Annotated in this window: 14 protein-coding genes and 2 pseudogenes; 1 reads left to right on the top strand and 15 read right to left on the bottom strand. The window is 69.7% G+C overall.

Features of this window, described 5'->3' with window-relative positions; all coding sequences use genetic code 11:
• Positions 1-43: 43 nt before the first annotated feature.
• The 15 genes and pseudogenes from AB0I73_RS33455 to AB0I73_RS33385 form a co-directional block, all read right to left on the bottom strand.
• The gene (locus tag AB0I73_RS33455; RefSeq protein ID WP_363043766.1) at positions 44-1390 is read right to left on the bottom strand and encodes a cytochrome P450; all 1347 of its coding nucleotides are present in this window, start codon (positions 1388-1390) and stop codon (positions 44-46) included.
• Positions 1387-1929 carry a flavin reductase family protein gene (locus AB0I73_RS33450; protein ID WP_363043764.1) on the bottom strand — a complete coding sequence of 181 codons (543 nt, stop codon included), beginning with the start codon at positions 1927-1929 and terminating at the stop codon, positions 1387-1389. The genes AB0I73_RS33455 and AB0I73_RS33450 overlap by 4 nt, the downstream gene beginning before the upstream one ends.
• Positions 1926-2387: an acyl-CoA thioesterase gene (locus AB0I73_RS33445; RefSeq protein WP_363043762.1), complete on the bottom strand. Its 462-nt coding sequence runs from the start codon at positions 2385-2387 to the stop codon at positions 1926-1928. The genes AB0I73_RS33450 and AB0I73_RS33445 overlap by 4 nt, the downstream gene beginning before the upstream one ends.
• A gap of 3 nt (positions 2388-2390) precedes the next feature.
• Positions 2391-8246, bottom strand: a complete 5856-nt coding sequence (locus AB0I73_RS33440; protein WP_363043760.1) for a type I polyketide synthase — start codon at positions 8244-8246, stop codon at positions 2391-2393.
• The gene (locus tag AB0I73_RS33435) at positions 8243-9316 is read right to left on the bottom strand and encodes an enediyne biosynthesis protein (protein WP_363043758.1); all 1074 of its coding nucleotides are present in this window, start codon (positions 9314-9316) and stop codon (positions 8243-8245) included. The genes AB0I73_RS33440 and AB0I73_RS33435 overlap by 4 nt, the downstream gene beginning before the upstream one ends.
• Before the next feature lie 2 nt (positions 9317-9318).
• Positions 9319-11169 (bottom strand): CRTAC1 family protein, encoded by a 1851-nt coding sequence (locus AB0I73_RS33430; protein ID WP_363043778.1) that lies wholly within the window; start codon positions 11167-11169, stop codon positions 9319-9321.
• A 56-nt stretch (positions 11170-11225) separates the two neighbouring features.
• Positions 11226-12212, bottom strand: coding sequence for a DUF1702 family protein (locus tag AB0I73_RS33425; RefSeq protein ID WP_363043756.1), 987 nt, complete (start codon positions 12210-12212; stop codon positions 11226-11228).
• Between the two features lie 78 nt (positions 12213-12290).
• The gene (locus tag AB0I73_RS33420) at positions 12291-13286 is read right to left on the bottom strand and encodes a DUF1702 family protein (RefSeq protein WP_363043754.1); all 996 of its coding nucleotides are present in this window, start codon (positions 13284-13286) and stop codon (positions 12291-12293) included.
• Between the two features lie 171 nt (positions 13287-13457).
• Positions 13458-13901, bottom strand: a complete 444-nt coding sequence (locus AB0I73_RS33415) for a helix-turn-helix domain-containing protein (RefSeq protein WP_363043752.1) — start codon at positions 13899-13901, stop codon at positions 13458-13460.
• A gap of 32 nt (positions 13902-13933) precedes the next feature.
• Positions 13934-14937, bottom strand: a pseudogene (locus AB0I73_RS33410) (IS5 family transposase).
• Between the two features lie 223 nt (positions 14938-15160).
• A complete protein-coding gene (locus tag AB0I73_RS33405) occupies positions 15161-16357 on the bottom strand; it encodes a transposase (protein WP_363043750.1) in 1197 nt (398 codons plus the stop codon).
• A gap of 968 nt (positions 16358-17325) precedes the next feature.
• Entirely contained in the window at positions 17326-19644 is a 2319-nt protein-coding gene (locus AB0I73_RS33400; RefSeq protein WP_363043748.1) for a hypothetical protein, read from the bottom strand.
• Between the two features lie 1089 nt (positions 19645-20733).
• Positions 20734-21033: a helix-turn-helix transcriptional regulator gene (locus AB0I73_RS33395; protein ID WP_363043746.1), complete on the bottom strand. Its 300-nt coding sequence runs from the start codon at positions 21031-21033 to the stop codon at positions 20734-20736.
• A 68-nt stretch (positions 21034-21101) separates the two neighbouring features.
• The gene (locus tag AB0I73_RS33390; protein WP_363043744.1) at positions 21102-22025 is read right to left on the bottom strand and encodes an FAD-dependent oxidoreductase; all 924 of its coding nucleotides are present in this window, start codon (positions 22023-22025) and stop codon (positions 21102-21104) included.
• Positions 22022-22611: pseudogene (locus AB0I73_RS33385) on the bottom strand (isochorismatase family cysteine hydrolase). The gene AB0I73_RS33390 and the pseudogene AB0I73_RS33385 overlap by 4 nt, the downstream one beginning before the upstream one ends.
• A 503-nt stretch (positions 22612-23114) precedes the next feature.
• Between AB0I73_RS33385 and AB0I73_RS33380 the strand changes: the two are divergent.
• A complete protein-coding gene (locus tag AB0I73_RS33380; protein WP_363043742.1) occupies positions 23115-23276 on the top strand; it encodes a hypothetical protein in 162 nt (53 codons plus the stop codon).
• Positions 23277-23301: the final 25 nt, after the last annotated feature.

The raw sequence follows: 23301 nt of genomic DNA, 5'->3' as shown, positions 1-23301 counted from the left end.
CGGAAGATCCCGCGGCCGACCCTCCACATATGCCCGCACCCCCTCATCGCGCCGACCGGACCGTCATCGGCAGTCCGCCGCGCATCCGCAAGGAGAGCATGGGCTCCGCAACCGCGTCGTGCCCCGCCGCGACGGACAGGTCGAGGTCGCGGGTGACCAGCGCCGTGACGAACACGGCCTCCAGCATCCCGAGGTTGCTGCCGATGCAGAAGCGGGGTCCCGCGCCGAAGGGGATGTACGCGTACCGGGGGCGGCTCGCGGCCTGCGACGCGTCGAACCGCCCAGGGTCGAAGCGCTCGGGATCGTCCCAGAACTCCGGATGGCGGTGCAGCGTGTAAGGGCAGACGAGTACGTCGGCCCCCGCCGTCACCGTGTACCCGCCGACCTCGTCCGCCCGCTGGGCGACCCGGGGCAGAATCCACACCGGCGGGTACAGCCGCATGGCCTCCTGCACCACCTGCGCGGTGTACGTCAGCTTGTGCAGGTCCTCCGCCCCGGGAACGCGGTCGCCCAGGACTTCCCGCGCCTCCTCGCGGACCAGGCTGCGGACTTGCGGATGCACGGCGAGCAGCCAGAGGGTCCACCCGAGGGTGCTCGCGGTCGTCTCGTGCCCGGCCAGCAGCAGCGTGACCAGCTCGTCCTGGAGCAGCCGGCGGCCCGTGCGGGGATCGGCGTGGCGGCGCGCCGCGAGGATCATCCGCGACAGCGCGTCGTCGGCGTCCTCCCCGTCGCTCATGCGCGAGGACCGGTCGGCCACCAGCGCGTCGACGATCCGGGTCAGCTCCCGGCGCGCCCTGCGGAAGCGCCGCTGGGTCCCCAGCGGCAGCCAAAGCGGCGCCATCCCCTGGGTGACCATCTCGAACATTGCCTGGTCCTGCACGGCCTCGAACGCGTGCGCGATGGAGCCGTAGGGGGCCAGGTCAGTATCGAGCAGGGTGCGGCCGAGCACCCCGAGGGTGAGACCGGTGACCTCCCGCAGGACGTCGACCGGTCCGTCCCCCTCGTGGGTGCGCAGCAGCGCGACGAGCCGGGCGGCCTCCTCCGCCACGGCGTCCGCCTGCGCGGTGATCCGCCCCGGCCTGAAGGCGGGCTGCACATTCCTGCGCTGGGCACGCCACAGGTCGCCCTCGCTGGTGAGCAGCCCGTTGCCGAGGATGCGCCGGGCCTCCACCAGGCCGATGCCCTTGTGGTAGTTCTCGGCGTTGTCGGCCAGGACGTGCTTGGCGTAGTCCGGCCGATTGAAGACGTACATCTTCTTGGGCCCCATCGCCACGCGCACGGCGTCGCCCAGCCCGGCCGCGTCCCGCATCATCCCGAGCCGGTCCACGGCGAGCTTCCTGAGCAGCCCGGGCAGGGCCGTCGGTGGCGGCCCGGGCGGACGCGCGCTCACGGTGCCGCCCCGTCCTGCTCGAGGGCAAGACGCCGGAAGCGGCCCCGGTGGAACAGCAGCGCGTCCTGGTTGGGCAGTTCCTTCAGGCTGAGCACCTTCCCCAGGTAGATGGTGTGGTCGCCGCCGTCGTACTCCCGCCACCTCTCGCATTCGAAGTGCGCCGTTGCTCCCACGATCAGGGGCGCGCCGGCCCGGCCCGCCACCCAGTCGACCGCGTCGAACTGGCCGGTGCCCGCGGGCCGCGACCGGTCGGCGAAGTGGCGGGCGACGTCCTCCTGGTCGGCGCCGAGCACCGAGACCGAGAAGGTTGCGGAGCGGGCGAGGGCGCGGTGCATGACCGCGTCCTTGCCGACGCAGACCAGGACGAGCGGCGGCGCCAGCGAGACGGAGGTGAAGGAGTTGGCCGTCATGCCGCGCGGGACGGAGCCGCCGACCGTCACCACGGTCACACCGGTGGCGAACGTCCCGAAGGCCCGTCGCAGCCGCGCCGGGTCTTCGGCCCCGGCGCGTTCCGGCGACGGTACGGCCAGGGCGTTCACGCCGTTCTCCCGGCCATCGCCCGGGCCCGGGCCGCGTACGGTTCCAGTGCCCGGGTGAGCGCGTCGGGGATGAGCGACGGGACGGTGGCGGTGTTCGGCCCGCGCATGCACGCGATCCGCTGCCTGCCCCGGGCAACCAGCGTTTCGGCGCCGTCCTCGGTCACCTTGACGTAGTCGAAAGTGAACTCCAGCTGTGTCTGGCCGAGTTCGGACAGCTGCATCCTGATGGACAGTTCGTCGAAGGCGGTGATCTCGGCGAAGAACTCGCAGTCCACCTTTAGCGTGAACAGCTTGAGGTCGTCCTGGACATCGGCGAGGACCTCGGGGGCCTTCTCCTTGAGAAACAGCTCCCGGCAGCGCCCCTGCCATCGCAGGTAGTTCACGTAGTAGACGTTCCCGACCAGGTTGGTCTCCTCGAAACCGACCGTGTGCCGGTACTCGTAATAGTCTCGCGCCATGTCCTAGGACCACCCTTCCTGACGAGGCGTTTCATGCGTGAGGAATGCAAAGACGGCGGGCTCCACCGTGTTGAGGAGCCCGGTGACGAAGGTCGCGATCCGCAGCCCGCCCGCAGCGAAGACCACCCAGGCGTCCTTGCGCCGGGGCAGCACCGTCAGCGGCGCGCCCGCCATGACGCCAGCCTTCTTCAGGCATTCGACGGCGCTCCACACCCGGGTGGCGGCGGTGTCGGGGGCCTCCCCGGTCTCCTTGACTACCAGCTCCGCCACAGCCGCGTACTCGCCGAGCAGGTCCTTCCAGTCGTCCGCCGGACGCATGGTGACCGCCTCGATGTCGCAGGACACCTCTGTGTCGGCCACGGTGCTGAGAGTGAGCCCCACGCCGTGGGCCGCCGACACCTGACGGTCCCCGTCGAGCTCCGGTCGCCCGTCGGGCCGGTGACGCACGGTCACCGGGATGCCGAGGGCGCGGGACGCCGCAGTCGCGGTGAAGGCGCGGCGCTCGGCCACGGAACCGGCCGGGGTGTCACCGTGCGGTTCGACCGCGACCGCGACCCGGACGCCGAGCACGTCCTCCAGTGCCCTCTCCAGGTACGGGCCGAGCAGCGGGGCGACCCACGGACCGGATCCGTCCGTCTTGCGCACCGCGTGCAGGGTCAGTCCTTCCCAGCGTTCGACGACGGTGCCGTCGGCGTCGCGGACCGCTATGTCGTACACGTAGGTGTCGCCGTCATGGCTCCGTTCGACCGCGCAGTAGCGCAGCTCCTCCGGGAGGTGCGAACCGGCGCCGAGCGGGTGGATGCGCTCGACCCCCGAGGGGAGCAGGGTGGCGTCGGGGACGCACACCTGGTTGCCGTGCATCAGCGCGTCGCGCATGCCGGGGTCGGCCAGCAGCAGTTCGCCGGGGAGGAAGCCAGCGAACCAGCCCTCTGGTGGCAGCACCGCCACGTCGGCGTCGACGTGGCGCGCCGCGGCCCGGTGGAAGCGGCGCAGCCGCTGGAAGCGGGCGCCCTGGAAGAGGATGTTGCCGTACAGGTCGGCCGCCGGATCCAGGGGGACTTCCAGGGTGGCGGCGGCGGTCTGCAGGGGCGGTCCGTCCGGGGCGGTGGCCTCGGAGTAGACCAGCCGGGCCCGGAAGTGCTCTGCAGCGAAACCGGTGTCCTCGGCGTGGATGGCGACGTCGATCGTGTCGGTGTCGGTGACGGTCGCGGCGACGCGGATGCGGGTGCTGCCGTTGGGCGGCACCACGATGGGCCGCAGGAAGCGCGCGTCCTCGATCACCGGTGTCCCGGTCCATCCGGTGGCGGCGGCACCGACCTGGACCATGGCCTCCATGCCCATGACGGCGGGCATGAGGAGGTTGCCGTCCAGCAGGTGGTCGGCGAGGTACGGGTCGGTGCCGGCGTTCAACTCGACCTCGGTGACCAGCTCGATACCGTGGTAGCGCACCAGCGGGTTGCCGGTGAACCGCAGCAGCGGCAGGGCCGGCAGGTCGCGCCGCACCGTCTCGATACCCTCCGCACGGCCGCTGACGACCGTCACCACGGGCGCGTCCGGATCGGAGATCAGCCGCAGCAGGATTTCCACGCCCTGGTCCGGGGAGATGGGGGTGATGCCCTCGCGGGACAGCGACTCGACGACCGAGAGTTTCTCGCCCATGCCGACCCCGGACCACACCGACCACTCCACGCAGCGGGCACGGACCTGCGGATGGGTGCGGGCAATCTCCTCGGTGAGGTCGGCCAACCACTCGTTGGCGGTGGCGTAGTGGGCCTCGCCCCGCAGGCCGGCGCGGCCGATGATGCTGCCGAAGGTGACCAGCAGCCTCAGGTTGCCGGGCCCGACCGCGTCGAGCACGGCTCGCAGGCCGTCGACCTTGGGGGCGAAGGTGCGGCGGAAGTCCTCCGGCCGCAGCGCGTGAAGCGGGCCGGGTTCGTTACGTCCCGCGCCATGTAGCAGGCCGGTGATCGGTCCCAGTTCCCTCTCCAATTCGGCGACGGCCTGGCGGACCTGCTCCGGGACGGTGACGTCGGCACGCGCGTAGTGCACGGTGACGCCGCTGCCGACCATCCGCTCCAGGTTGTCGGCGAGCTCCCGGTCCGCCGCGGGGTCGGAGCGGCCGAGCACGGCGAGCCGCGCCCCGCTGTCGCGGGCCACGGCGAGGGCGCACTCGGCGGAGATGCCCTTGCCGCCACCGGTCACCAGCAGCACGTCCGAGTCGCCGAGCGGGGAGTCGGTGCGCTCCGGGCGTACGGGCAGGGCCCGAAGCGTCGGTACACGGCGCCCCCCGCCGCCATCATGGCGGACCTCGGTGAAGCCGGTGGTGGCAGCCACCTCGGCCACGATCCGTTCGACCGCGCCGCCCGTCAGGGGGGTGTGGACGACGGTCGTACGCAGATGGGGCGCCTCCTGGTGGAGCGTCTTGGCGAGCCCGGCCGCGCCGCGGCCGTCCTGCACCAGGACGAAACGACTGTCGCGCTCCCCGGCCAGGGCGTGCTTTGCACCGGCGAGCGCCTGCTCGATCTGCTCCGGCGAACAGGCCGACGGCAGGCAGACCAGCACGCCGGAACCGACCCCGGCGCTCTGGAGGGCTTCGTGCAGTTCCTCGACCACCGGGTGTGCGGCTGGGGAGAACAGCTCCCAGGTGCCGTCGGGTTCGCGCACGGCGGCCCGGGGCAGGGGCACCTCCTCCAGGTCCACGGCGAAGGGCCTGGCCCAGGGGGCGGCACCCACGACCGCGGAGGCGCCTTCGTCTCCCTGGCCACCGGTGCTGACCAGTGTCTCCAACGCCTCGGCCAGTTCGGCAAGAGTGGCGGTGGCGAAGTTGGTCGGTACCTGCGTCGCGGCGATGCCGAGGTGGGACGCGGCCTGGTTGACAATCTGACCGACCGTGATCGAGCTCATGTGCAGGTCGTCCAGGAGCCGGCTGTGGTCGTCCACGAGGTCAGCGGGAAGCTCGGCACGCTCAGCGACGATGGCACGCAGCACATCCAGCGCCGAGGCAGCTCCATCGCCGTCCGGTGCCGCGGCGGCCGGTGCCGTCGTGTCCGAGAAGTCCTGCACGGCCGGAGCGGAGGGGGCGGACACGCCCGCTGCGGCGGGCACGACGGCGGTCCCGGTGCGGCCGGCCGGCAGGGAGACCTGCGGGGCCTGTTCACAGGGGTTGGCCAGGAAGCTGAACTCCTGGCCGATCTCCAGCGGCCGGACCAGCCGGTCCTGGAAGAGCCGCTCGTGGGCGACGGGCACGCCGATGACGTAGGCGGCGCCGACCACCTGCAGCAACCCCCGCAAGGACTCGTCGTCGGTGTCCAGCGCGACGGCCGGGACACCGGTCGCCTCCGTGGCGAGCGCGCTCAGCACCCGGCCCGGACCGACCTCGACGAACAGGTCGACGTCCTTCGCGGCAGCCGTGACCGCCTGGGTGAACAGGACGGGATCGGTGATCTGCCGCCGCAGCAGCTCCACCAGGTCGGTGTCACGGGCCAGTTCCGCACCGGTGACGGTGGAGACGACCCGGGCGCCGACCGGCCCGAGGGAAACACTGGCAAGCCAGCCGCCGAAGGTGTCCGCGGCCGGCGCGACCAACGGGGAGTGGAAGGCGTGCGACACGGCGAGCCGGGTACAGTCGACCCGCGCCCCGGCGGCACGGCTGCAGAGCGCTTCGATTGCGTCGGCCGGCCCGGCAACGACGGTCTGCCCGGGGCCATTGTACCCGGCGATGACCACAGGCAGCCCGGAGGCGAGCTTTTCGGCCTCCGTGGGGACGGCACCGAGCGAGGCCATGGTGCCCGAGGCGCTGTGCTCGGCCATGGCGCGGCCGCGGACCCGGGCCGCCTCCAGAAGGGTCTCCTCGTCGAGGGCGCTCGCCCAGTGCAGGGCGGACAGCTCTCCGAGGCTGTGGCCGAGGGCGAGGACGGCCTCCACCCGCAGGGTGTCCAGGACGCGCAGCCCGGCCGCAGAGCCGGTGACGATGCGCGGCTGCGCCACGTCGGTGGCCACCATGTCGCCGGTGGTGGGCAGATCCGCCGCGCCGTACACCTCCGCCGCCTCGGGGAAGCGGCGGCACAGCGCACCGCCGCCGGTGCCCTTGCCGGAGCCCTGTCCGGGGAAGAGGAAGCCGATCCGTCCGCGTCCGCGCGCGTGGCCGAGGAAGCCGCGGCCGTCGGCGGCGAAGTGTTCGGTCACCCCCGTGTCCACGGTGTCGGCCAGGTGCCGCAGACGGCGTTCGGCGTCCTCGGGGGAGGTGGCGACGACGGCCGCCCGGTAGGGCAGGCCCCGCAGTTCGCGCTGGAGCGTGGCGGCGAGGTCGGCGACCTGGGCGTAGGAGACCTGCGCCACGAAGTCGGCGACCCGGGTGAGCCGGGCGCGCAGGGACTCGGGGGAGTCCCCTTCGAGCAGCAGTAGCTCGCAGTCCTGCGCGGAGTGCGCCAGTGTGACGGAGCGGCGGCTGGGGGCGGTGCGCCGGCGGGTGGCGGGCTCGTCCAGGACAACGTGGGTGTTGATGCCGCCGAAGCCCATGGCGGTGATGCCGGCACGGTGCGGCGCGTCCTCGGGCCAGGCCTCGGCCTTGCGCAGTGCCTGCAGGTTGGCCTGCTCATCGGTGAGCAGTTCGTGCGGGTCGACGCAGCCGATGGCTGGGGGCAGGACCTGGTTGTCGACGGCCATCGCCGCCTTGATCAGACCGGCGATGCCGGCCGCCGCCTTGGTGTGGCCGATCATGCCCTTGATGGAGGTGATGGCCGCGACCGGGGTGTCCGGGTTCGCCGCGGCCCTGGCTCCCATCAGGGCAGTCAGTTCGGTGCGGTCGCCAACGGCGGTGCCGGTGCCGTGGCCCTCGAAGAGCGGCACCGTGTCGATGCCGAATCCGGCCCGCTCGTACGCCCTGCGCAGGGCGAGCCGATAGCCGTCGATCTCGGGGCGGGTGATGCCGCCCTGGCCGTCGGAGGAGATGCCCCAGCCCGCGATCGTCGCGTAGATGCGGTGGTTGCCCGCCAGGGCGTCCTCCTCGCGCATCAGGACGACCATGCCGCAACCCTCGCCGGGCCAGAAGCCGTTGGAGCCGCGGTCGTACAGGCGCATCTCGCCCTTGGCCAGGGCGCCGGTCTTGGCGAACCCGATGATCTCGAACGGGTCGATCGACAGATCGACGCCGCCTGCGATGGCGACGTCGATGTCACCGCTGAGGAGCGAGGTGCTGGCCGTGGTAACCGACAGCAGCGAGGAGGAGCAGGCGCCGTCGACGGTGTAGCCGCCGCCGTTGAGGTCGAAGTGGTTGCAGATCCGGCCGGCGATGGTATTGGCCAGGCCGCCGGCCAGGGTGTCCTCGTCGATGGCCGGGAACGGCTCCTTGTACGCGGTCTCGACGTCGGCGAGGAAGTTCGCGATCCGCTCGTCGCCCCACTCCTGACCCTTGAGCGCCTCGGCCATGACGCGGCGCACGTACGGCCAGCGCAGCCGCATCACGTTGGCGCGGGTGAACTCGCCGGTGAGGGTGTTGCCGACGAGGACCCCGGTGCGCTGGCGGGGTAGTCCCTCGCCGCCCGCGAATCCGGCGTCGGCCAGGGCCCGCCCGGCGGTCTCCAAGGCGAGCCAGTGGGTGAGATCAGTCGAGCGGTAGGTGCTGCCCGCGATCCTGTGGGCGACCCGGTCGAACTCGTATCCCTCCAGGACCGCGGCGTTGCGCGCGTAGAAGCGGTCGGGGGTGGCGGGGTCCGCGTCCCAGTAGTCGTCCAGGTTCATGCGCACGTCGGGCAGCCGGCGGAAGGCGCGGCGTCCGGCGACGGCGTTGTCCCATAGTTCGCGGGGGTTGGTGGCGTCGGGATAGCGGCAGGCCATGCCGACGATCGCGATTCTGGTCATGCCGCCACCGTCACCTTCTGCCGCTCGGCCTCTTCAGCGGTCACTGCGGGCCGGGGCGTGCAGACACACTCGCCGGCGCAGCCGCCGGCGCACTGCCCGTCGGTGGCCTGCCCGGTGTCGGGCCCCTGGGGAGTGGCGAGGTCCGAACTGATCTGCTCCCGCTCCTGGGCGCGCTTTCGATCGGCGATGTCGACCGTCCACAGGTGGATGCCGCGGATTAGGCAAACCAGGGCGGTGGCGAAGAACAGGCCGTAGGCGATACCGAGGGCGGTCAGCACGCCGTACGCGGCCGCCACACCGCCGCCGAAGGCGATCTGGCCCTTGCGGGAGGACGGGGTGGTTCCGGGGTCGGTGATCATGTAGTTCGTGAAGAGCACGAACGCCACACCGGTCATCATCGCCAGGGCTGCGGGGATGGAGGTGCCGAACAGCAGGCCGCGGACGACGGCCTGAATCACGAAGCCGCCCACCCAGGCGACGATCAGCCACATGCGTTCGGTGAGCTTGGCGTTGAGCATCGTGCCGAGGGCGACGATGATCGCCGGGACGAGCCAGTCGAAGCCTCCGTCGACGTACTCGGTGAACTGGTACGGCGGGGCGATGCTGGCCCAGGGGAAGAGCAGCAGGATGACCGCGATGCCGAAGTTCGACGGGTTCATGTAGTGCCGCATCCGGCCGCGCACCGGCGCGCGCAGCACCCATTTGGTGCCGACGGCGACGATGACGCCGAACACCATGACCCAGACCAGGTCGTTGACGTAGGACAGCATGTTCACCGCGAGGCCGGTGATGTGCGCCGGGTAGAGGAACTCCACCAGGCCGCGGAATCCGTTGCCGCGGAACCGGGGTGCCCGGCCCTCGGTGCGGGCGCCGATCATCTCGAGGACGATCTCCACCGTGTAGGCGGTGGCGAGTGCTATGAACGGCCAGGCCCATGGCTGCTCGAACCCGAGCACCGTGTAGCCGAATATGTTGAGTACGGAGATCGAGATCGCGAACCGTCGCAGGGCGGTGATGACCTTCGTGCTGTGCCGCTGCTGTGCGGCGGGTATTTTCTGCTGGACGGACATGGTCACTTCTCCTTGGCCTGGTTGCCGAGCTGGATGCTGTGTCGGCCGGGTGCCAGCTCCAGCTGCTGCTCGTGGACGTCACCGTCGCTGTCCCGCCAGGTCAGCAAGACCTCTACCGGGCCCCGGACATCCCGGCCGAGACCGATGTGCACCTCGGTGCTGCGCTTGCCGGAGTGGCCGCTTCCGCCGTCGACCCGGCCGATGCGTTTGGTGCCGTCGGGCAGCGTGACGCGGACCTCGGTGCCGACCGCGGGCCCCCCGGACTCGTCGACGAGCTTCAGCCCGAGGTGGGCGCCCGTGTCCGGGCTGACGTTGTGGTAGAAGGCGGGTTCGCCCCACTGGCGGGCGACCGCCAGGTCCAGGCGTCCGTCACCGTCGACGTCGCCGGTGGCGATGCCGCGGGTGGGAACGGGGACGGCCATGCCGAGGGTCTCGGACAGGTTCAGGTAGGTGCCGTTGTCGTTCCTGGCGAAGAACCGCATGGTCTGGCTGCCGGCGATGTCGTCGCCGAGCCGGAGGTTCGGCCACCACAGAGGGTTGGAGAGCAGTGCGTCGTTGGCGGTGGCCACTTCCTGGAGCTGCGGCCAGCGGTTCTTCTTGCCCTTGGCGAAACCGAGGGCCTGGGTGATCTCCAGGTCGCCGTTGTTGTCGAAGTCGCCCATCTTCACGTCCCAGCCCCAGCCGGCCCAGGCGACGCCGAGGTCGGTACTCCTGTCCTCGTAGGGGGCCTCGCCGTTCTTGAAGCGGCCCCGCACGTCGGCCTGGCTGTTGGCCGTGCCGATGAAGGCGAGGTTGGACTCCTGGAGGCCGAACGACGTGGTGATGTTGCTGACGAACATGTCGTACAGGCCGTCGTTGTCCAGGTCGCCGAAGTCGATCCCCATGCCCTTGAAGGAGCTGCGTCCGAGTTCCTTGGACTTCGGGACGGTGCCCGAGTGGACGGATTTGACCTCGGCGAACTCGAGCCGACCCGGGCGGGACTTGTTGTACAGCAGCGCGGAGGTGCCGAAGTCGTGGCCGATGTACAGCTCCGGCAGGTGGTCGCCGTCGAGGTCGGCGGCGGACGCGGCGAGCGTCCAACCGTTGTTCACGCCCTGCGGCAGGGAGTCGTCGGTCTTCTCATAGCCGTTCTCGGTCCACAGGAAGAAGTGGCCGCCGCCGCCGTTCTGGGCGTGGGACATCGACTCCTGCATGACGACGTCGCCGTCCTTGGTCGGGTCGATGACGGCGCTGTCGGGGAAGTAGTTGCCGATGAAGATGTCGTCGTGTCCATCACCGTCGAAGTCGGCGACGGTCGCGGCGTTGGAGTTCCACAGAGGGCCGGTGTACCGGGGCCCGGGCTTGCCCGGCAGCAACTCGCTCGCCTTGAAGGAGTCCGCGGTCAAAGGTGCGCCCTTGCCGGTGTCCTTGGCGGTGAACACAATGGGCGTACGGCCCCAGTAGTAGACGAGGAGGTCCATGGCGCCGTCCTCGTTGAAGTCGCCGGGCACACAGCCCATCGGGGCCATCGTGTCACTGACCGGCAGCGGGTCGGCGTCGAGCGCGAACGGCTGGTACGCCTCCTCCCGGTTGGGCGTGGGGGTGACGACGACCTGGTCGATGCGCGGGTCCGTGATGCACAGGTCGTTGGACAGCCCGTCACCGTCCAGGTCGTTCATGGCAATGCCGGCGCCGACCGCGGAAATCCATGCGTCGATGTGCTCGTAGGTCTTGTTGACCTTCCGGATCTCCTGCTTCTCGAACCCGGCCGGCATGGCGATCGACATGGATTCGAAGGAGAAGTCCTCGGCGACGTCCTGAATTTCGGCCGCGGACGGCTCGGGAAGTCGCACCGCGTAGAAAGTGCTCACCATGAGAGTGAGCGCGACGACTCCCGGCACATTCTTCCGCAGCCAGCTGATTGCCTTCTTCACAGGTCGGCACCTTTCTGGGGGGTTGAAAGAGCGGCGATGTCTGCGGCGATGTCGCGACGCCAAACCTCGTAGGCCGGGACGCCGCCCTGGTCGCCGACGGCAGGCATGCGGTCAATGCACACCTGCGCGGCGCGCTCCGGCGTCGTGCCGCACAGGACCCTGGTGGCGAGGTGGGTGTGCTCAATCACGGTGTCCGCCCTCCGGCGTGCCTCCGCCGCGAAGGCCGAGCCTTGGGCCAGCCGTAGGCGGTGTTCGCCGGCCCGTTCGGCGAACCGGCGCAGTTCCTCCTCGTCCGCGGCCCCGGCGTACGTGGCGGCCAGACCCGCACCGGCGTACAGGTCGCCGTGGCGGTGTGCGGGGTAGGCGGCGATGAGGTTGGCGACGAAGTCGGGGTCGGTGCCGCCGACGAACCACAGGGCGCGGCCGATGCCCTGGTCGATCGCCCTGGCGGAGTACGCGTCCGGGCCGCCCGCCCAACTGAAGCGGTGTTCCGCGTCCGGTGTGCGGACGTACTCGTCGGTTCGGAAGTAGGCCTGGTGGAAGCCGTAGCCGTCCAGGATCAGCCACCTCAGCAGCGGATCGGTCTTCCGTACGTCGGGCCACAGGAACTTTGGCAGGCGGGCCATCGCCCAGCCGATGCCGATGTACACCATGTAGATGTGGTGGCGCCCCTCCCCGGTGAGGAGGCCCTCCAGCCGCCCGCTGTGACCGGGCAGCGCGTCGTGCACGACGGCTCCCATGCCCGCGCCCTCGTAGGCGAATCCCCGGTAGGTGCGAGGGACGGTCTCCAGCATCTCCTCGGCCTCGGCGGTCGATCTCGCCTCCACCGCGTAGCCGTATCCTTCGAGGAAGACCCGGCCGATTCTTTCCAGTTGTTCCTGGGCCTGCGGACTCTTCCGGTGGAAGCCACGCTTTTCCAGCTCTGTTTCCGAAGTGGAAGGCGTGAGGATTCTTCGCCGGAGCACTCCAAATATCGTGGACAATGCGCTGAACCGCCCCTCGTGGAATCTCCCTGAAGTCCCGGGTGTTTTCGAAAATATCCGGGGAAGCCGGTATGGCGTCTACTTCGGACGTGCTCGAACTGCCGTGAGGGGGAGCCGCTCGCGCACTCTCTGGCGCCAGGATTCGTAGGCCGGCCGACGGCCGACTCCTGCCGGGGACGTGCCGCAGTCATCGGCCAGTCCTGCGGCCGACTCGACGTCGAGGCCGGCGAGCACCCGGGTGGCCATCCGCGTGTGCTCGGGCACATGGCCGGCGTGGTGACGGGCCTTGGCGGCGAACACCGCTCCCTGCGCGACGTGGCCGCAGTCCTCCCCGGCGTCCTCGCACAGTGCGGCGAGGGCCGCCGGAGTGCTGCCGCCGGCGAAGGCGGCGGCCAGTCCAACACCGCTCCACAGGTCGGCCCGGCGATGGGTGGCGAACCGCCCCACGGCGGCGGCGACCGGGGCGGTACGTCCGCCGTGCATGAACCACAGAGCCCGGCCGATGCCCTGGTCCACGGCGCGCAGGAAGTAGTCGGGGTCCCCCTCCCAGGCGTACGTCTCGGGCACCCGCTGCTCGCCGACCCAGCGAGCAGTGTCGAAGTAGGCGCGGTCGAAGCCGTAGCCGTCTACGGCGAGCCAACTCATCGCCGGGTAGTACTCAGCACCGGGCAGCTTCGGCACCACCTTCCTCCACAGCGGCCGGGGGAGGCGGGCCATGGCGAAGCCGATGCCGATGTAGTTGAGGAAGATGTGTGGCCTGCCACCGCCTTCCAGCAGGTCCCGGGTACGGTGGCCGCGCGGGCCCATCACGTCGCGGATGACGCAGGCCATCGTCGCGCCCTCGTAGGCAAAGCCCCTGACCTCGGGGTCGACCATGGACAGACGGCGCTCGGTGTCCGTCAGGTCGCGGTCCTCGATACCCCATTCGAAGCCGCAGACGACGGCCTGTGGAACGGCCTCCAGGCGCCTGGTGCCCTCGGTCGGTTCCACGGGGAAGCGGCGTCCGGCGAAGCTGACCTCGGCCAGGGACGGTGCCATGGCCAGCCGACGCAACGCTCCCAGTGCGGATGCCACGATCGCCCTCCTTCAGCGGACCGCCTTGTCGGCGGAGGAGGGCTCATCGTGTTCGGGTGCCGACGCGCCGGGCATCTTCGGTCGTGCGCAGAGCGCGTGTGTCCGGACGGGCGCCGCGTGCCCGTGGAGGGCGGGCGGCGCCAGGTGTTCATGTAAGCACGGCCCGCGTGTTCAGCGGATGCGCCGCACGACGACCTCCTCGTCGTGCACCGCGCGGCCGCAGCCGGAGCACCTCAACTCGATGTGGACGGTGCCGTCGCAACCGATGTGGTCGGCCCTGCGCGGGGGGTCGAGCTCTTGGGGCAGGTTCCTGTCGCCCCACTGCGTCAGCGCGATGACCGTCCGGGTCAGGTCACGCCCCGAGGCGGTGAGCCGGTATTCGTGTCTGACGGGCCTGTCCTGGTAGGGAACCCGCTCCATGAGCCCGTGCTCGACGAGCCGGGTGAGGCGTTTCGTCAGGACGTTCCTGGCGATCTCAAGGTTCTCCAGGAACGCGTCGAAGCGCTTGGTGCCGAGCAGTGCTGAGCGGATGATCAGGAGCGTCCAGCGCTCACCGACGATCTCCAGCGCCCTGGCGAGGCTGCAGTCCTGCCCCTCATAGGTGTGTCCCAGCATCCGACCACCCTAGAGTCTGTGTGATGTTGTGATCAATCGGCTGCTCGCAGGAGGTCCTCGAGCCAGATCATCGAGGCGCGGAGTTCGAGGCCGGCGAGGTAGCTCTCGGGCATCTTGTCGAAGCGGGTGGCGATGCCGCGCCAGTCCTTCAGCCGGTTGATCAGGCGCTCGACGGTGTTGCGTTCCGTGCAGAGGCCGGTGTCGTGGCTGACGGGCCGCCCACCCCGGCTGCCTCTCTTCTTGCGGTGGGCGGCCTGGTTCTTCTTCTCCGGGATGACCGCCTCGATGTGGCGTTTGCGCAGATGGGCACGGTTGGCGCGGGACGAGTAGGCCTTGTCCGCGGCGACCGCGTCCGGGCGGGTGCGGGGCCGGCCGACCGGCAGGCGGACGCGAACCTTGTTCAGCACGGGGATGAACTGCGGGCTGTCCGCGGCCTGCCCGGCGGTCAGGACGAACGCCAGCGGCCGGCGCCTGCGGTCGGAGGCGAGGTGAATCTTGCTGGTCAGCCCGCCACGGGATCGGCCGAGCAGGGCTTCCTTCAGGCGGAGCCGGTGCCGCCGGCGGACGCGCCGGCGTTCTTCCGGCTCCGGCCCGTTTCCGCCGCGCTGCCTGTTGTGTTCCGCCTCGTCGCCTCCTTTTGCCGGGCCTGTTCCTGCTCGGCGGCGGCTTCTTCCAGAGCCTCCATGACGTCCTCGCCGAGGAGCATCCCGGCGGCGTCGTGGTGGGCGCGGACGGTCGTGGAGTCCACGCCGACCGGGGACGGGTCCGTCCTGCGCCGGCGGGCGGCCTCGGCGATCAGGCCCTCCAGCAGGGCGGTGAAGACACCGGCGTTGCGCCAGACCCGGAAGCGTCCGTAGACGGTCGGCCAGGGCCCGAACTCGGCCGGCATCTCCCGCCACTGCGCACCGGTCCTGAACCGCCAGATCACCCCCTCGAACTGCTCCCGCAGCCGTTCGGGGTACGGGCCGTACTTGCCTATCGGCAGGTACGGCTCGATCAACTTCCACTGCTCGTCGGTAAGTTGCCTGCGCGTCACGACCGTCTTCCTACCGGATCCGTCCTCCAGACGGACCCGGATCGGCAAGATTGATCATGACATCACACAGGCCCTAGTCCTGACGGTTTCATGAAGGAATTATGGCGGTGGAACCAGGAAACGCGCACAAGCGGTGAAGCTGGGGAGGTGTTCGCGCCGCGTCCGCGGGCGGCTTCGGTCACCGTCTCGCGGCGGTCGGCACCGCCGTGGTGCCGACCCGCACTCAGGCGGCGGCCGATAGCGGACCGGCCGGGGCGTCGGGATGATTGAGCCGACTGTAGGCGTACGCCGCCGACACCAGGGTCATGTGGCGGTGCCAGCCGGGGTAGGAACGGCCCTCGAAGTCGAGCAGGCCGAAGTCCTCCTTCATCCGCTGCACCGATTCAGCCGTCCGGGACAGTGTCCGAACCAGCGCGAGCATCTCCTCCGCCCGGGCGCGTGTCAGAGAGGTGAGCCACAGCCGGGGCGGATGCCGGTCTCCCTTCGACCGGATCGCGAACAACTGGTAGGTGCGCACCGGCTGCAGGCCGGTGGACGGCACAAGGGGCAGGTGCACGAGGCTCGTCAGGACGGTCGTGTGCTGTGTCTGACCGGGGTCGGGGGGCACTGTCTCGACCTGGAACAGTCCGGCCGCTTCGAATTGGAAGAGACTGCGGGCGGTGACGGCCATGCCGTGGTCGTCCGGTCCGTGCCGGTGCTGGGCTCTCAGGTGGTGTCCGAGCACGACCTTGAAGCCGTCGGGTACGGCAACCACGAAGTCACGTTCGCGCTGGGACAGACCGTTCACCAGGGCACTCGCCCCGGAAAACGCGCACAGATCGGTCACGACCGGCACGGGAGCCGTGTGGCTGACAGCGGTGAGGGCGTCGACCAGGTCGAGGGCGTGCTGCTCGACCGACTGGGCGCCGACGCCGTCCGGTATGCGGGTGCGGTTCCGTCTCTCCGCATCCTTGGCCCAGGAGCCGGGCAGCAGCAGGTGCCAATCCACCGGGACGGCCGCCTCGGGTGACGCGAGGAAGGCGCCGACGCCCGCCTGGCAGGTGACGGAGCGTCCCGTGGAGGGGACGAAGCGCCGGTGCACACCACAGGAGTGTTCGCCGCGTTTGCGCAGCACGGCCAGGCTCACGGTCCAGGCCTGGGAGGACATCCGCTGCTCGGCCCAGCAGGCCAGCTCCTCGCGGGCAGGCTTCCAATCCCATGGGCTGGCGTTGACAAACTTGTGCAGCGATTGTGAGGCCGTGGGCGAGTCGGAGACGGCGACGGCCAGACGACGCACCGACTTCTTGCCCGGGGTGGTGAGCAGACCCTGCAGGTAGGCCCGTGCCCAACGGCGCTGGTCGGTGCGCGGCAGGTGTTCGAAGATCCTGTCGGCGAACATGGGCACCGGGGTTCGAGCGTCCGTCAAAGCGTGCGTGCCCATGGCGTGTACCCTCCCAGTGGTGAGTGGCGGGCGTTTACCCCTCCCGGCCTACCCCTCAAGACTCTTGATGAACCTCCGCTTGCAGTGGGTATGTGTCCCACGGCCCGGGGCGGGGCAGACGTGCATACATACGGCCGGTTCCGGCTGCTTTCCACTACAACTTGGGCAACTCGCTGTTGCTCATACACCCTTGAGGGCTCGCGCTGTCTGCCTGACATAAAGACTGGACCAGTACGGGAGAACCGGACGGTGCTTCGGCGGTGCGAAGCCGTACCCCCTGCGTCCATCGGCAAACGTCCCCTCGGAGTCGGCATGGTGAAGCAGGAGAGAGCTCTACGAACGTGCGCCACTGTCCTGCGGGCCGCAGCTGCCAGGTTCGATCGCGGTGGCTACGACGACACCTCGCTGTCCCAGGTCAGCAGGATCGCGGGCCTGTCGGTGGGCGCTGACGTTCCACTTCGCCGCCAAAGGAGAACTGGCCGACGCCGTTCTGGAGGAGGGCCGCTCTGGAGCGCGTCGCCGTGGAACCGGCGCCCGCCTTGCGGGCTGTGGTCGACCTCACCCTCGAACTGGCGCGTCTGATGGAACGGGAGGCGTCGGTCAGCTCCGCCATCCATATCGCGCGGGAGTGACCTGCCGCCCCGCCTGGTCGGACAGGTGGCTACCGAGGGTGCGGAAGCTACTGGACGAGGCGCACCGGACCGGCCAGCTCCGCGACGGCACACTGCCGACGGACGCCACGATGCTGGTGGAGCACCTGACGAGCGAGGTCGAGGCGTATCTGCGCAGCAGACTCGGCACAGAGCGCAGGTGCGAGAGTGCCGCCGCCCGGCTGGAGCGTGCCTGGCCCTGGCGGACGTGTCGGCGACCGGTGGTTCCGAGACCCCTGTGCTGGCGGAGTCCGGGGTTGCGGAGGACTGACGTAGAGCGACCGTCGGCAGCCGGTGCCCGCCGGGGCCGCGAACGCCTCACCGCGCCCCAGGTGGTGCCGCCGTCGCACCAGTGAGCGAACGCGACGAGCGGCAAACCGCATTCGTCCGCTGCGCCGCCGGTAGTTCCTGAACGCGCGTATGCGGGTCTTCCTTGAGCGGGGTTTGCCTGTAGTGGGCCGCCTGCTGCTCGCGCAGCTGCTCCAGCCGCGTCGCCAGCAGGTACTCCGCCGTGCGCTCCCGGGCCGCGTCGGCGGCCTTCGTCGCGGCCGCGATGGCGTCTGCGCCGTGCGGGTTGTGCTGGAACCAGCGGCGGTTCTGCTCGGTCTTGTACGCCCGCCGGGCCTCCGCCTCGGCTTCCTCGGTCCGGCCAAGCCGTCCGAGGGCGCTGCTGCGGTACTCCGGCAGGGCCTGCTCCACGGCTTGGAGCGCGGCGAAGGCGAGCGCGGACGCCGCCAGGACCAAGTCCGCGTCCAGCGCGCTCGGCTCCATGAGCTCCAGGAACTCACGCCGGGCCCGCTCGATGTCGGCCTCCAGCGATGCCCGGACTCGGACGGCTACCGCGGCGACGTCGTCCGCGTCGTCCAGGGCGGCCGACCAGGTCGCGGCGACCAGGCCGGCCTCCACGATCGCCGCCTCGGTTCGACGCCGGAAACCGCACGCCTCGCACAGCCCGGCCGACCGCTCCTGCCCGCAGTCCTCGCACGGCAGGGCCTGGCGCACCGCGTCGGCAGCGGCCGCGGCCGCACGTTCGCGCTCCGCCCGCTCCTGGGCAGCCGCACGGGCCACATCGCGGCGGGCCTGCTCTGCGCGGGCCTGCTCACGCCGCCACACGAAGTCCTCCGCCTCGATGGCCGCCTGCTCCCGCAGCCGCTCCTCGAGGACCCGGCGGCGCTCGCCCTTGGTCAGGCCGGGCAACTCCCGGCCGACCTGTGTCGAGATCTTCGCCCGCCGGACACGCCGGATGTGGACGACGTTGTTGCAGTTCTCGCACTCGCCGCCCGTGTCCAGCCGGATCCCGTCATCACACCGGCGGTCCGAGCACGCCTGACGCTGCACCAGGCCCCGCCGGATCAGCCACCCGTACGGGCCGGTGACCAGGGCCTCGCCACCGGTCTCCTCCAGCCGGTCGGTGAACCGGTCGGCCAGCAGCCGCGGCGCCATCTCCGGCCGCATCAGCATGCCCGCCAGCCGGGACAGCTCTGCCTTCGCCGCCGCCTCGACCTGATCCTGCTGCCAACCGGACAGTCGCTCCCACAGCCCCGCGACCGGCCCCAGAGCCACCCGCAGACCAAGATCAGCCGGAAGGCCCACCCTCCGCTGCTGCTGCGCCTTGTCCCAACCCACGGCCTTCGGCCGACCACCGGCAGCACGCTGCCCATCACGCCCTTCGACCGGGGACTCCTTCGGCTTTTCCCCGCGCAGCGGGCCGTCCTCCGCCACCGGCGGCGCCGACTCGGCAACGGCGGTCTCGCTGTCGGCGGCTTGGTCTTCGCGCACGCACGCGCGCTCCGGCCGACAGCCTTCAGCCCCACGGCCTTCGCCGGAAAAACCACAAGAGAGCTGCGGAGGAACTACGGGAGCAACCCCAGAAGCGTGGTCTGCGTGGAGCTCTGCACCATCAGGACGCTCCTGATCCCATACCTCTCCGGCCTTTTCAGTACTGCTGACCCCAGACGTGCCAAGGGCACCGGCAGCACCAGCCGGAGCATGATCTCCGAACGCACCATCGGGACGCTGCGAAAACACCGTCCCAGAGCCCGAAACAGCCCCCGCAGAAGCCAGCGTGCGGCCGTACGCGCGGGCCACCGGCAGCAGCATGACCCGGCCCCGGCCGCGCATCCGCGTCGCCGTCGCCTTACGCTGCCGCGCCACGACACTGGCCTCCGCCAACCTGGCCAGCACCTTCCGTGCTCCGGACGGTGAGCAGCCCAGCAGCCGCGACAGCGTCGCCGCCCCGCGCCCCTCCTTCGCCTTCACCGAGCCGCCGCACAGCTGCAGCCAGCCCGACGCCCGCGTGTTCAGCACCATCAGCAGTAGCCCGAGCCGGTCGGTCGCTGCCCCCTTGCCCGTACGGCCGGCCAGCAACCCCGGCGGCGTCGGCTCCTTGTCCTTCGGCGCCCAGCCCGGTCCGAACAACGCCTCGATCAGGCGCAGCAGCGTGGCCAGCTCCATTTTCGACAGCGCCAGCGGATGTGTCGCTCCCCCGCCTTTCCGGGCATTCCACAACGGCATGACCAGGCAGTCCAGCCCGGTCGGGCGCCCTTTGGCGTCCCTCACCACCCGGGTCCGTAGCGCGCCCGAGCCACGCAGCATGGGCAGCACCTTATGGTGGACCGTCGACTCCTTCATGCCCATCCACCGACCGAGCTCCGAGCCCCAGATGGAGGTCTGGAGGTCGTTCTTCTCGCCCTGCGGTGCCCGTGACTTTGCGTACAGCACCACCGCCGCCAGCTTCGGTGCGTCCTTCAGCCCGGCTACCGACGGGTCCGCCAGCAGCGCACGGACCGCAGCGAGCAGCCGTAACCGCATTCCCCGACCCAGCCGCAGCGCGTCGTACAGGCCGCCGTTGCCCGGCTGGCCCCAGGCCGGCACCGACCGCAGCACATTCCGCTGTGCGGGAAGCGCCGGGGCGTCGACCGCGCCGCTGTCGACCGACGCACGCGGGGCAGGAATCATCACGGCGGCTGGCGCCACCACGGAGCTCACCGGCCCACCCAGAAAGAAGTCAGAACAAGATCCACCCGGCGACCATGGGCCAGGTCACCTGTGGACAGAGTCCGTCCAGCCGCGGACACCCCCGGCGCTCCCGCCGGGCGGGCAGAAATCTTGAAAACGCTTCCGCCAGACGGGACGGCCTGTCCACGAGCGCGGCCTGAGCCGGTGAAAGAGAAAGGCTCTCCGCCAGAAGCATGCGAAACGCCGTGAACTGCGCAGATGCCGCGCTTGATTCTCGTTACGTGAGAAACACGCTGACCTCGAAGCCGAATGAAATGAACATGATCAGGCTGACATGGGGCACCAGAGTTCTGCACTATGGTGTGGACACCAACTTCCATATGCGAGTCGGACCACCCCGCGAAGCGGGACGGGCCGGCTAGTGAATGGGAGTCACCAGCACCAGCGCCGCCCCCTCCACGAGGAGTGGGCAGACGCCGATGGGCTGGGGGAGATTTCTCCTCTCGTCTCGGTTCTGGTCGGTCGCAGGACCCCTGTGGTGGGGGCCCCGCGATCATGGGTGGCCCTGGTGAGGGGCCGGTCCCGCTGGTGAGGCGGGTTTTGTTGAGTGAGAACGGCTCCATGAGCCGGTGCTCAGATCCACCCGGGTGGTGCCGGGAAAGCTGAGCGGCCGACGCGGGTGGTTAATCCGGTCGGTAGACGGGCCGCGCGAGGCCAGCGGGTGGTAACTCCGCTCTTCGGCGCGCGCGGCCCGTGGCGGTCACGTCGTCACCCCGACCTCCTTGACTCGGAGGCCGGCGTCAGCATGCCCTCACCCAGCTCAGCGGCCTCCGGAAAACGCTCGGCCAGCTGCTTGAGCAGGTACACGTAGACGGCCCGGTGAGGCCGCCGGGGATGAGCCTCTCCGAGCTCCCACCGAGCGACGGCGAGACGCTTTACGCCCACGGCGTCGGCGACCTCCTGCTGAGTGAGCCCCGCAGCGAGTCGCAGTTGCTGCCGCACGCGCGGTGGCGGCAGAACGTCATCCAGCAGAGCGTTGACCCGCTGCATGGGATCCGCGTCGGACATGCCCCAACCTCTCATGATCAAGCATTCATTGAAAGATACATGATGGGATCGATCTCGGCCACCGTGACCTATATGCCGATAGGGCGGTGTGCACGGCGCCTCAGCATTGCTTCAGAACCGTGGCGTAGTACGACGCGAGTACAGCTTCCGCTCCCGAGCCCTGTGCCGTCGCGACGCGTTGGAACTGGGCTGCTCAAGTCGCTGGCGATCCGGATCCGAGGGTGCTGCTTGCCGGGCGGGCAGTAGCCGTTGTCGCCTAGGGCGAGGCCGTCCAACGCAGAGGGCTTGTTGCCAAGGTTGTTCAACACCGTCTTGGCGACGTAGGACTTGTGTTCACCGTGCCGGTCCCTGACCTGCAGGCTCCACTCGTCTCCGTAGGACATCGGTGACAGGACGACGTGAGAGACGGGCACGATGCGAACGCGCTCATCCGCCGCGACTTCAGCGATCTTGTAGTCATCCGACGGCGGGCAAAGGACGTGCAGCGTTGTCGAGAAATGCGGGTGAGTGCGGAGCCATGTTCCGAGGGGACGGTCACCTCCGAGAACGTAGGTCCGGCCTGTGAGGTCTGCAGGCTTGGTGCGCCACAGCAGAGGAACGGACAGCTTTGCGGGAGCGCTGGCCCAGTCGGCTTCAGGCGGAGTCAAGGCGGCCACGATCACCTGTGCACTCAGCACGCGCCCGTCCTCGAGTACAAGCTCCGCTCGGTCGTCGTAGCCGGTGACGCTTGCTGCACGGGCTTGTATGACAGAGCATCGGCCAGCCTGCTGTAGGCGGTCCAGGTCGGAGACAAGAGCTTCAGCAAGCTGGGCGCCGGGCAACCAGTTTCCAGAAACGTTCTCCAGCGCCCCGATGACCTGTAGCTTGTCGCCTACCGCGTCAGCCTCCACGATCACCGTTCGAAGATTCAGGCTGGCCGCCATCACCGCGGCCGCCACGCCGGACGGGCCGGCGCCGACCACCAGCACATCTGTCTCGTGCGGTGTGTTCATGCGTGAGCTCCCTGCGTTCCACTGATTCGGGACAAGACGATCTCGCTCGTGACCAGTTGCTCAGCGCCGATGTTTCGGGAAGCGAGCAGGAGTGCGGCGTCGTGGTAGCAGGCTCCGCCGGTGGAGGCATAAGCGTCGGTGACGATCCACGGCCGGTATCCGGCCTGGTAGGCGGCAACAGCGGAGTCGTATACGCACGCGTCCGTGTCGATGCCACACAGCACCAAGTCGGTCCAGCTAGCCTTGCGGATGGTCCGGGCTCCCTCGGGGGTAAAGACTGACGCCTGGGGCTTGTCGATGATCGCGGCGGCATTGGCAGCGAACGGAACGAGGTCAGCAACGAGTGATTGTTCTTCGGGAGTGCGCAGTCGCGTCCAACCCGTGATCGTCTCGTACGGTGACCCAGGCTCGTTGTGAACCGTGAAAGCACCACAGGAGCGTCAGCCGCCGCCAGCCCTCCACCAGCCGAACAACCGCGGGGAGAACACCACGGCTGTGCTGGTTGACGAAGCGCTACTGCATCATCAATGACCAGCAGCGCTGTCGAGCGAGGGTCCACCCAGTCCGCCTTCCACATGGCTTTCACGGATTGCTGTCTTGGAGAGCATCCTGGGCGGCGCGCAGCCGATCAGGGAGTTTACCTGTGAAGTTTCCCCGTGATCTTGGACACGTGTTCAGGTGAATCGGCCCTGCCTCGCGCCAGCCTGGCCGGACCCGCGCGGGACGTGAAGCTGTTCGTCGATCATCGTCGCCGTCTCGTGCGGAGCCGCACCGCAGCGGCGAACAAGCTGCGCTGGTTCCTTCACGAGTTCGACCCTGAACTCCCTGTTCCATCCCGTGGCTTATGGCGTTTGTGTGTGTTCGACACGCTGACCGCGGCACTCGCTGGCCATGGGGGCGCCGTCGCCGAGATTGCACGCGACCTGGTCACGGAGTGCCGTCGGCTGACCGAGCAGATCAACGCCCTGGAGGTTCGGTTGCGGAAGCTGATGGACCCGGTGACGCCATCGCCCGCGCCTTCAGCGACTACCAGGTGGACGTCCACCAGGCCGACCTGCCCGAGGGCGTTTCGCTCACCACCCTGATCGGATGACCGTCGCCTCCCGACAGGGCAGCGGGCTGATGATCTGTAAGTTTTTGTCGGTGGTGGGTCGGCAGGGTGATGTCAGTGCGGGAGGTGCCGGGTTTCTGCTCTTCAGCGTGGTGTGGTGGGGGTTTCGGGTGGTGACACGGATGCTGATTTGGGGCTGACGTTTTTGGTGATGGTGCGGGTCGG

The organism is Streptomyces sp. NPDC050388 (genome assembly GCF_040655635.1).
Taxonomy (GTDB): domain Bacteria; phylum Actinomycetota; class Actinomycetes; order Streptomycetales; family Streptomycetaceae; genus Streptomyces.
The sequence above is the reverse complement of the archived record's forward strand: the minus strand, read 5'-3'. Positions and strand labels throughout refer to the sequence as shown.

Coding starts and splice junctions, on each gene's coding strand:
- AB0I73_RS33395 (WP_363043746.1), bottom strand. CDS start 21,033: ATGTCCGACGCGGATCCCATGCAGCGGGTCAACGCTCTGCTGGATGAC.
- AB0I73_RS33415 (WP_363043752.1), bottom strand. CDS start 13,901: ATGCTGGGACACACCTATGAGGGGCAGGACTGCAGCCTCGCCAGGGCG.
- AB0I73_RS33400 (WP_363043748.1), bottom strand. CDS start 19,644: ATGGGCATGAAGGAGTCGACGGTCCACCATAAGGTGCTGCCCATGCTG.
- AB0I73_RS33435 (WP_363043758.1), bottom strand. CDS start 9,316: ATGTCCGTCCAGCAGAAAATACCCGCCGCACAGCAGCGGCACAGCACG.
- AB0I73_RS33445 (WP_363043762.1), bottom strand. CDS start 2,387: ATGGCGCGAGACTATTACGAGTACCGGCACACGGTCGGTTTCGAGGAG.
- AB0I73_RS33390 (WP_363043744.1), bottom strand. CDS start 22,025: ATGAACACACCGCACGAGACAGATGTGCTGGTGGTCGGCGCCGGCCCG.
- AB0I73_RS33380 (WP_363043742.1), top strand. CDS start 23,115: ATGACCGTCGCCTCCCGACAGGGCAGCGGGCTGATGATCTGTAAGTTT.
- AB0I73_RS33405 (WP_363043750.1), bottom strand. CDS start 16,357: ATGGGCACGCACGCTTTGACGGACGCTCGAACCCCGGTGCCCATGTTC.
- AB0I73_RS33430 (WP_363043778.1), bottom strand. CDS start 11,169: ATGGTGAGCACTTTCTACGCGGTGCGACTTCCCGAGCCGTCCGCGGCC.
- AB0I73_RS33440 (WP_363043760.1), bottom strand. CDS start 8,246: ATGACCAGAATCGCGATCGTCGGCATGGCCTGCCGCTATCCCGACGCC.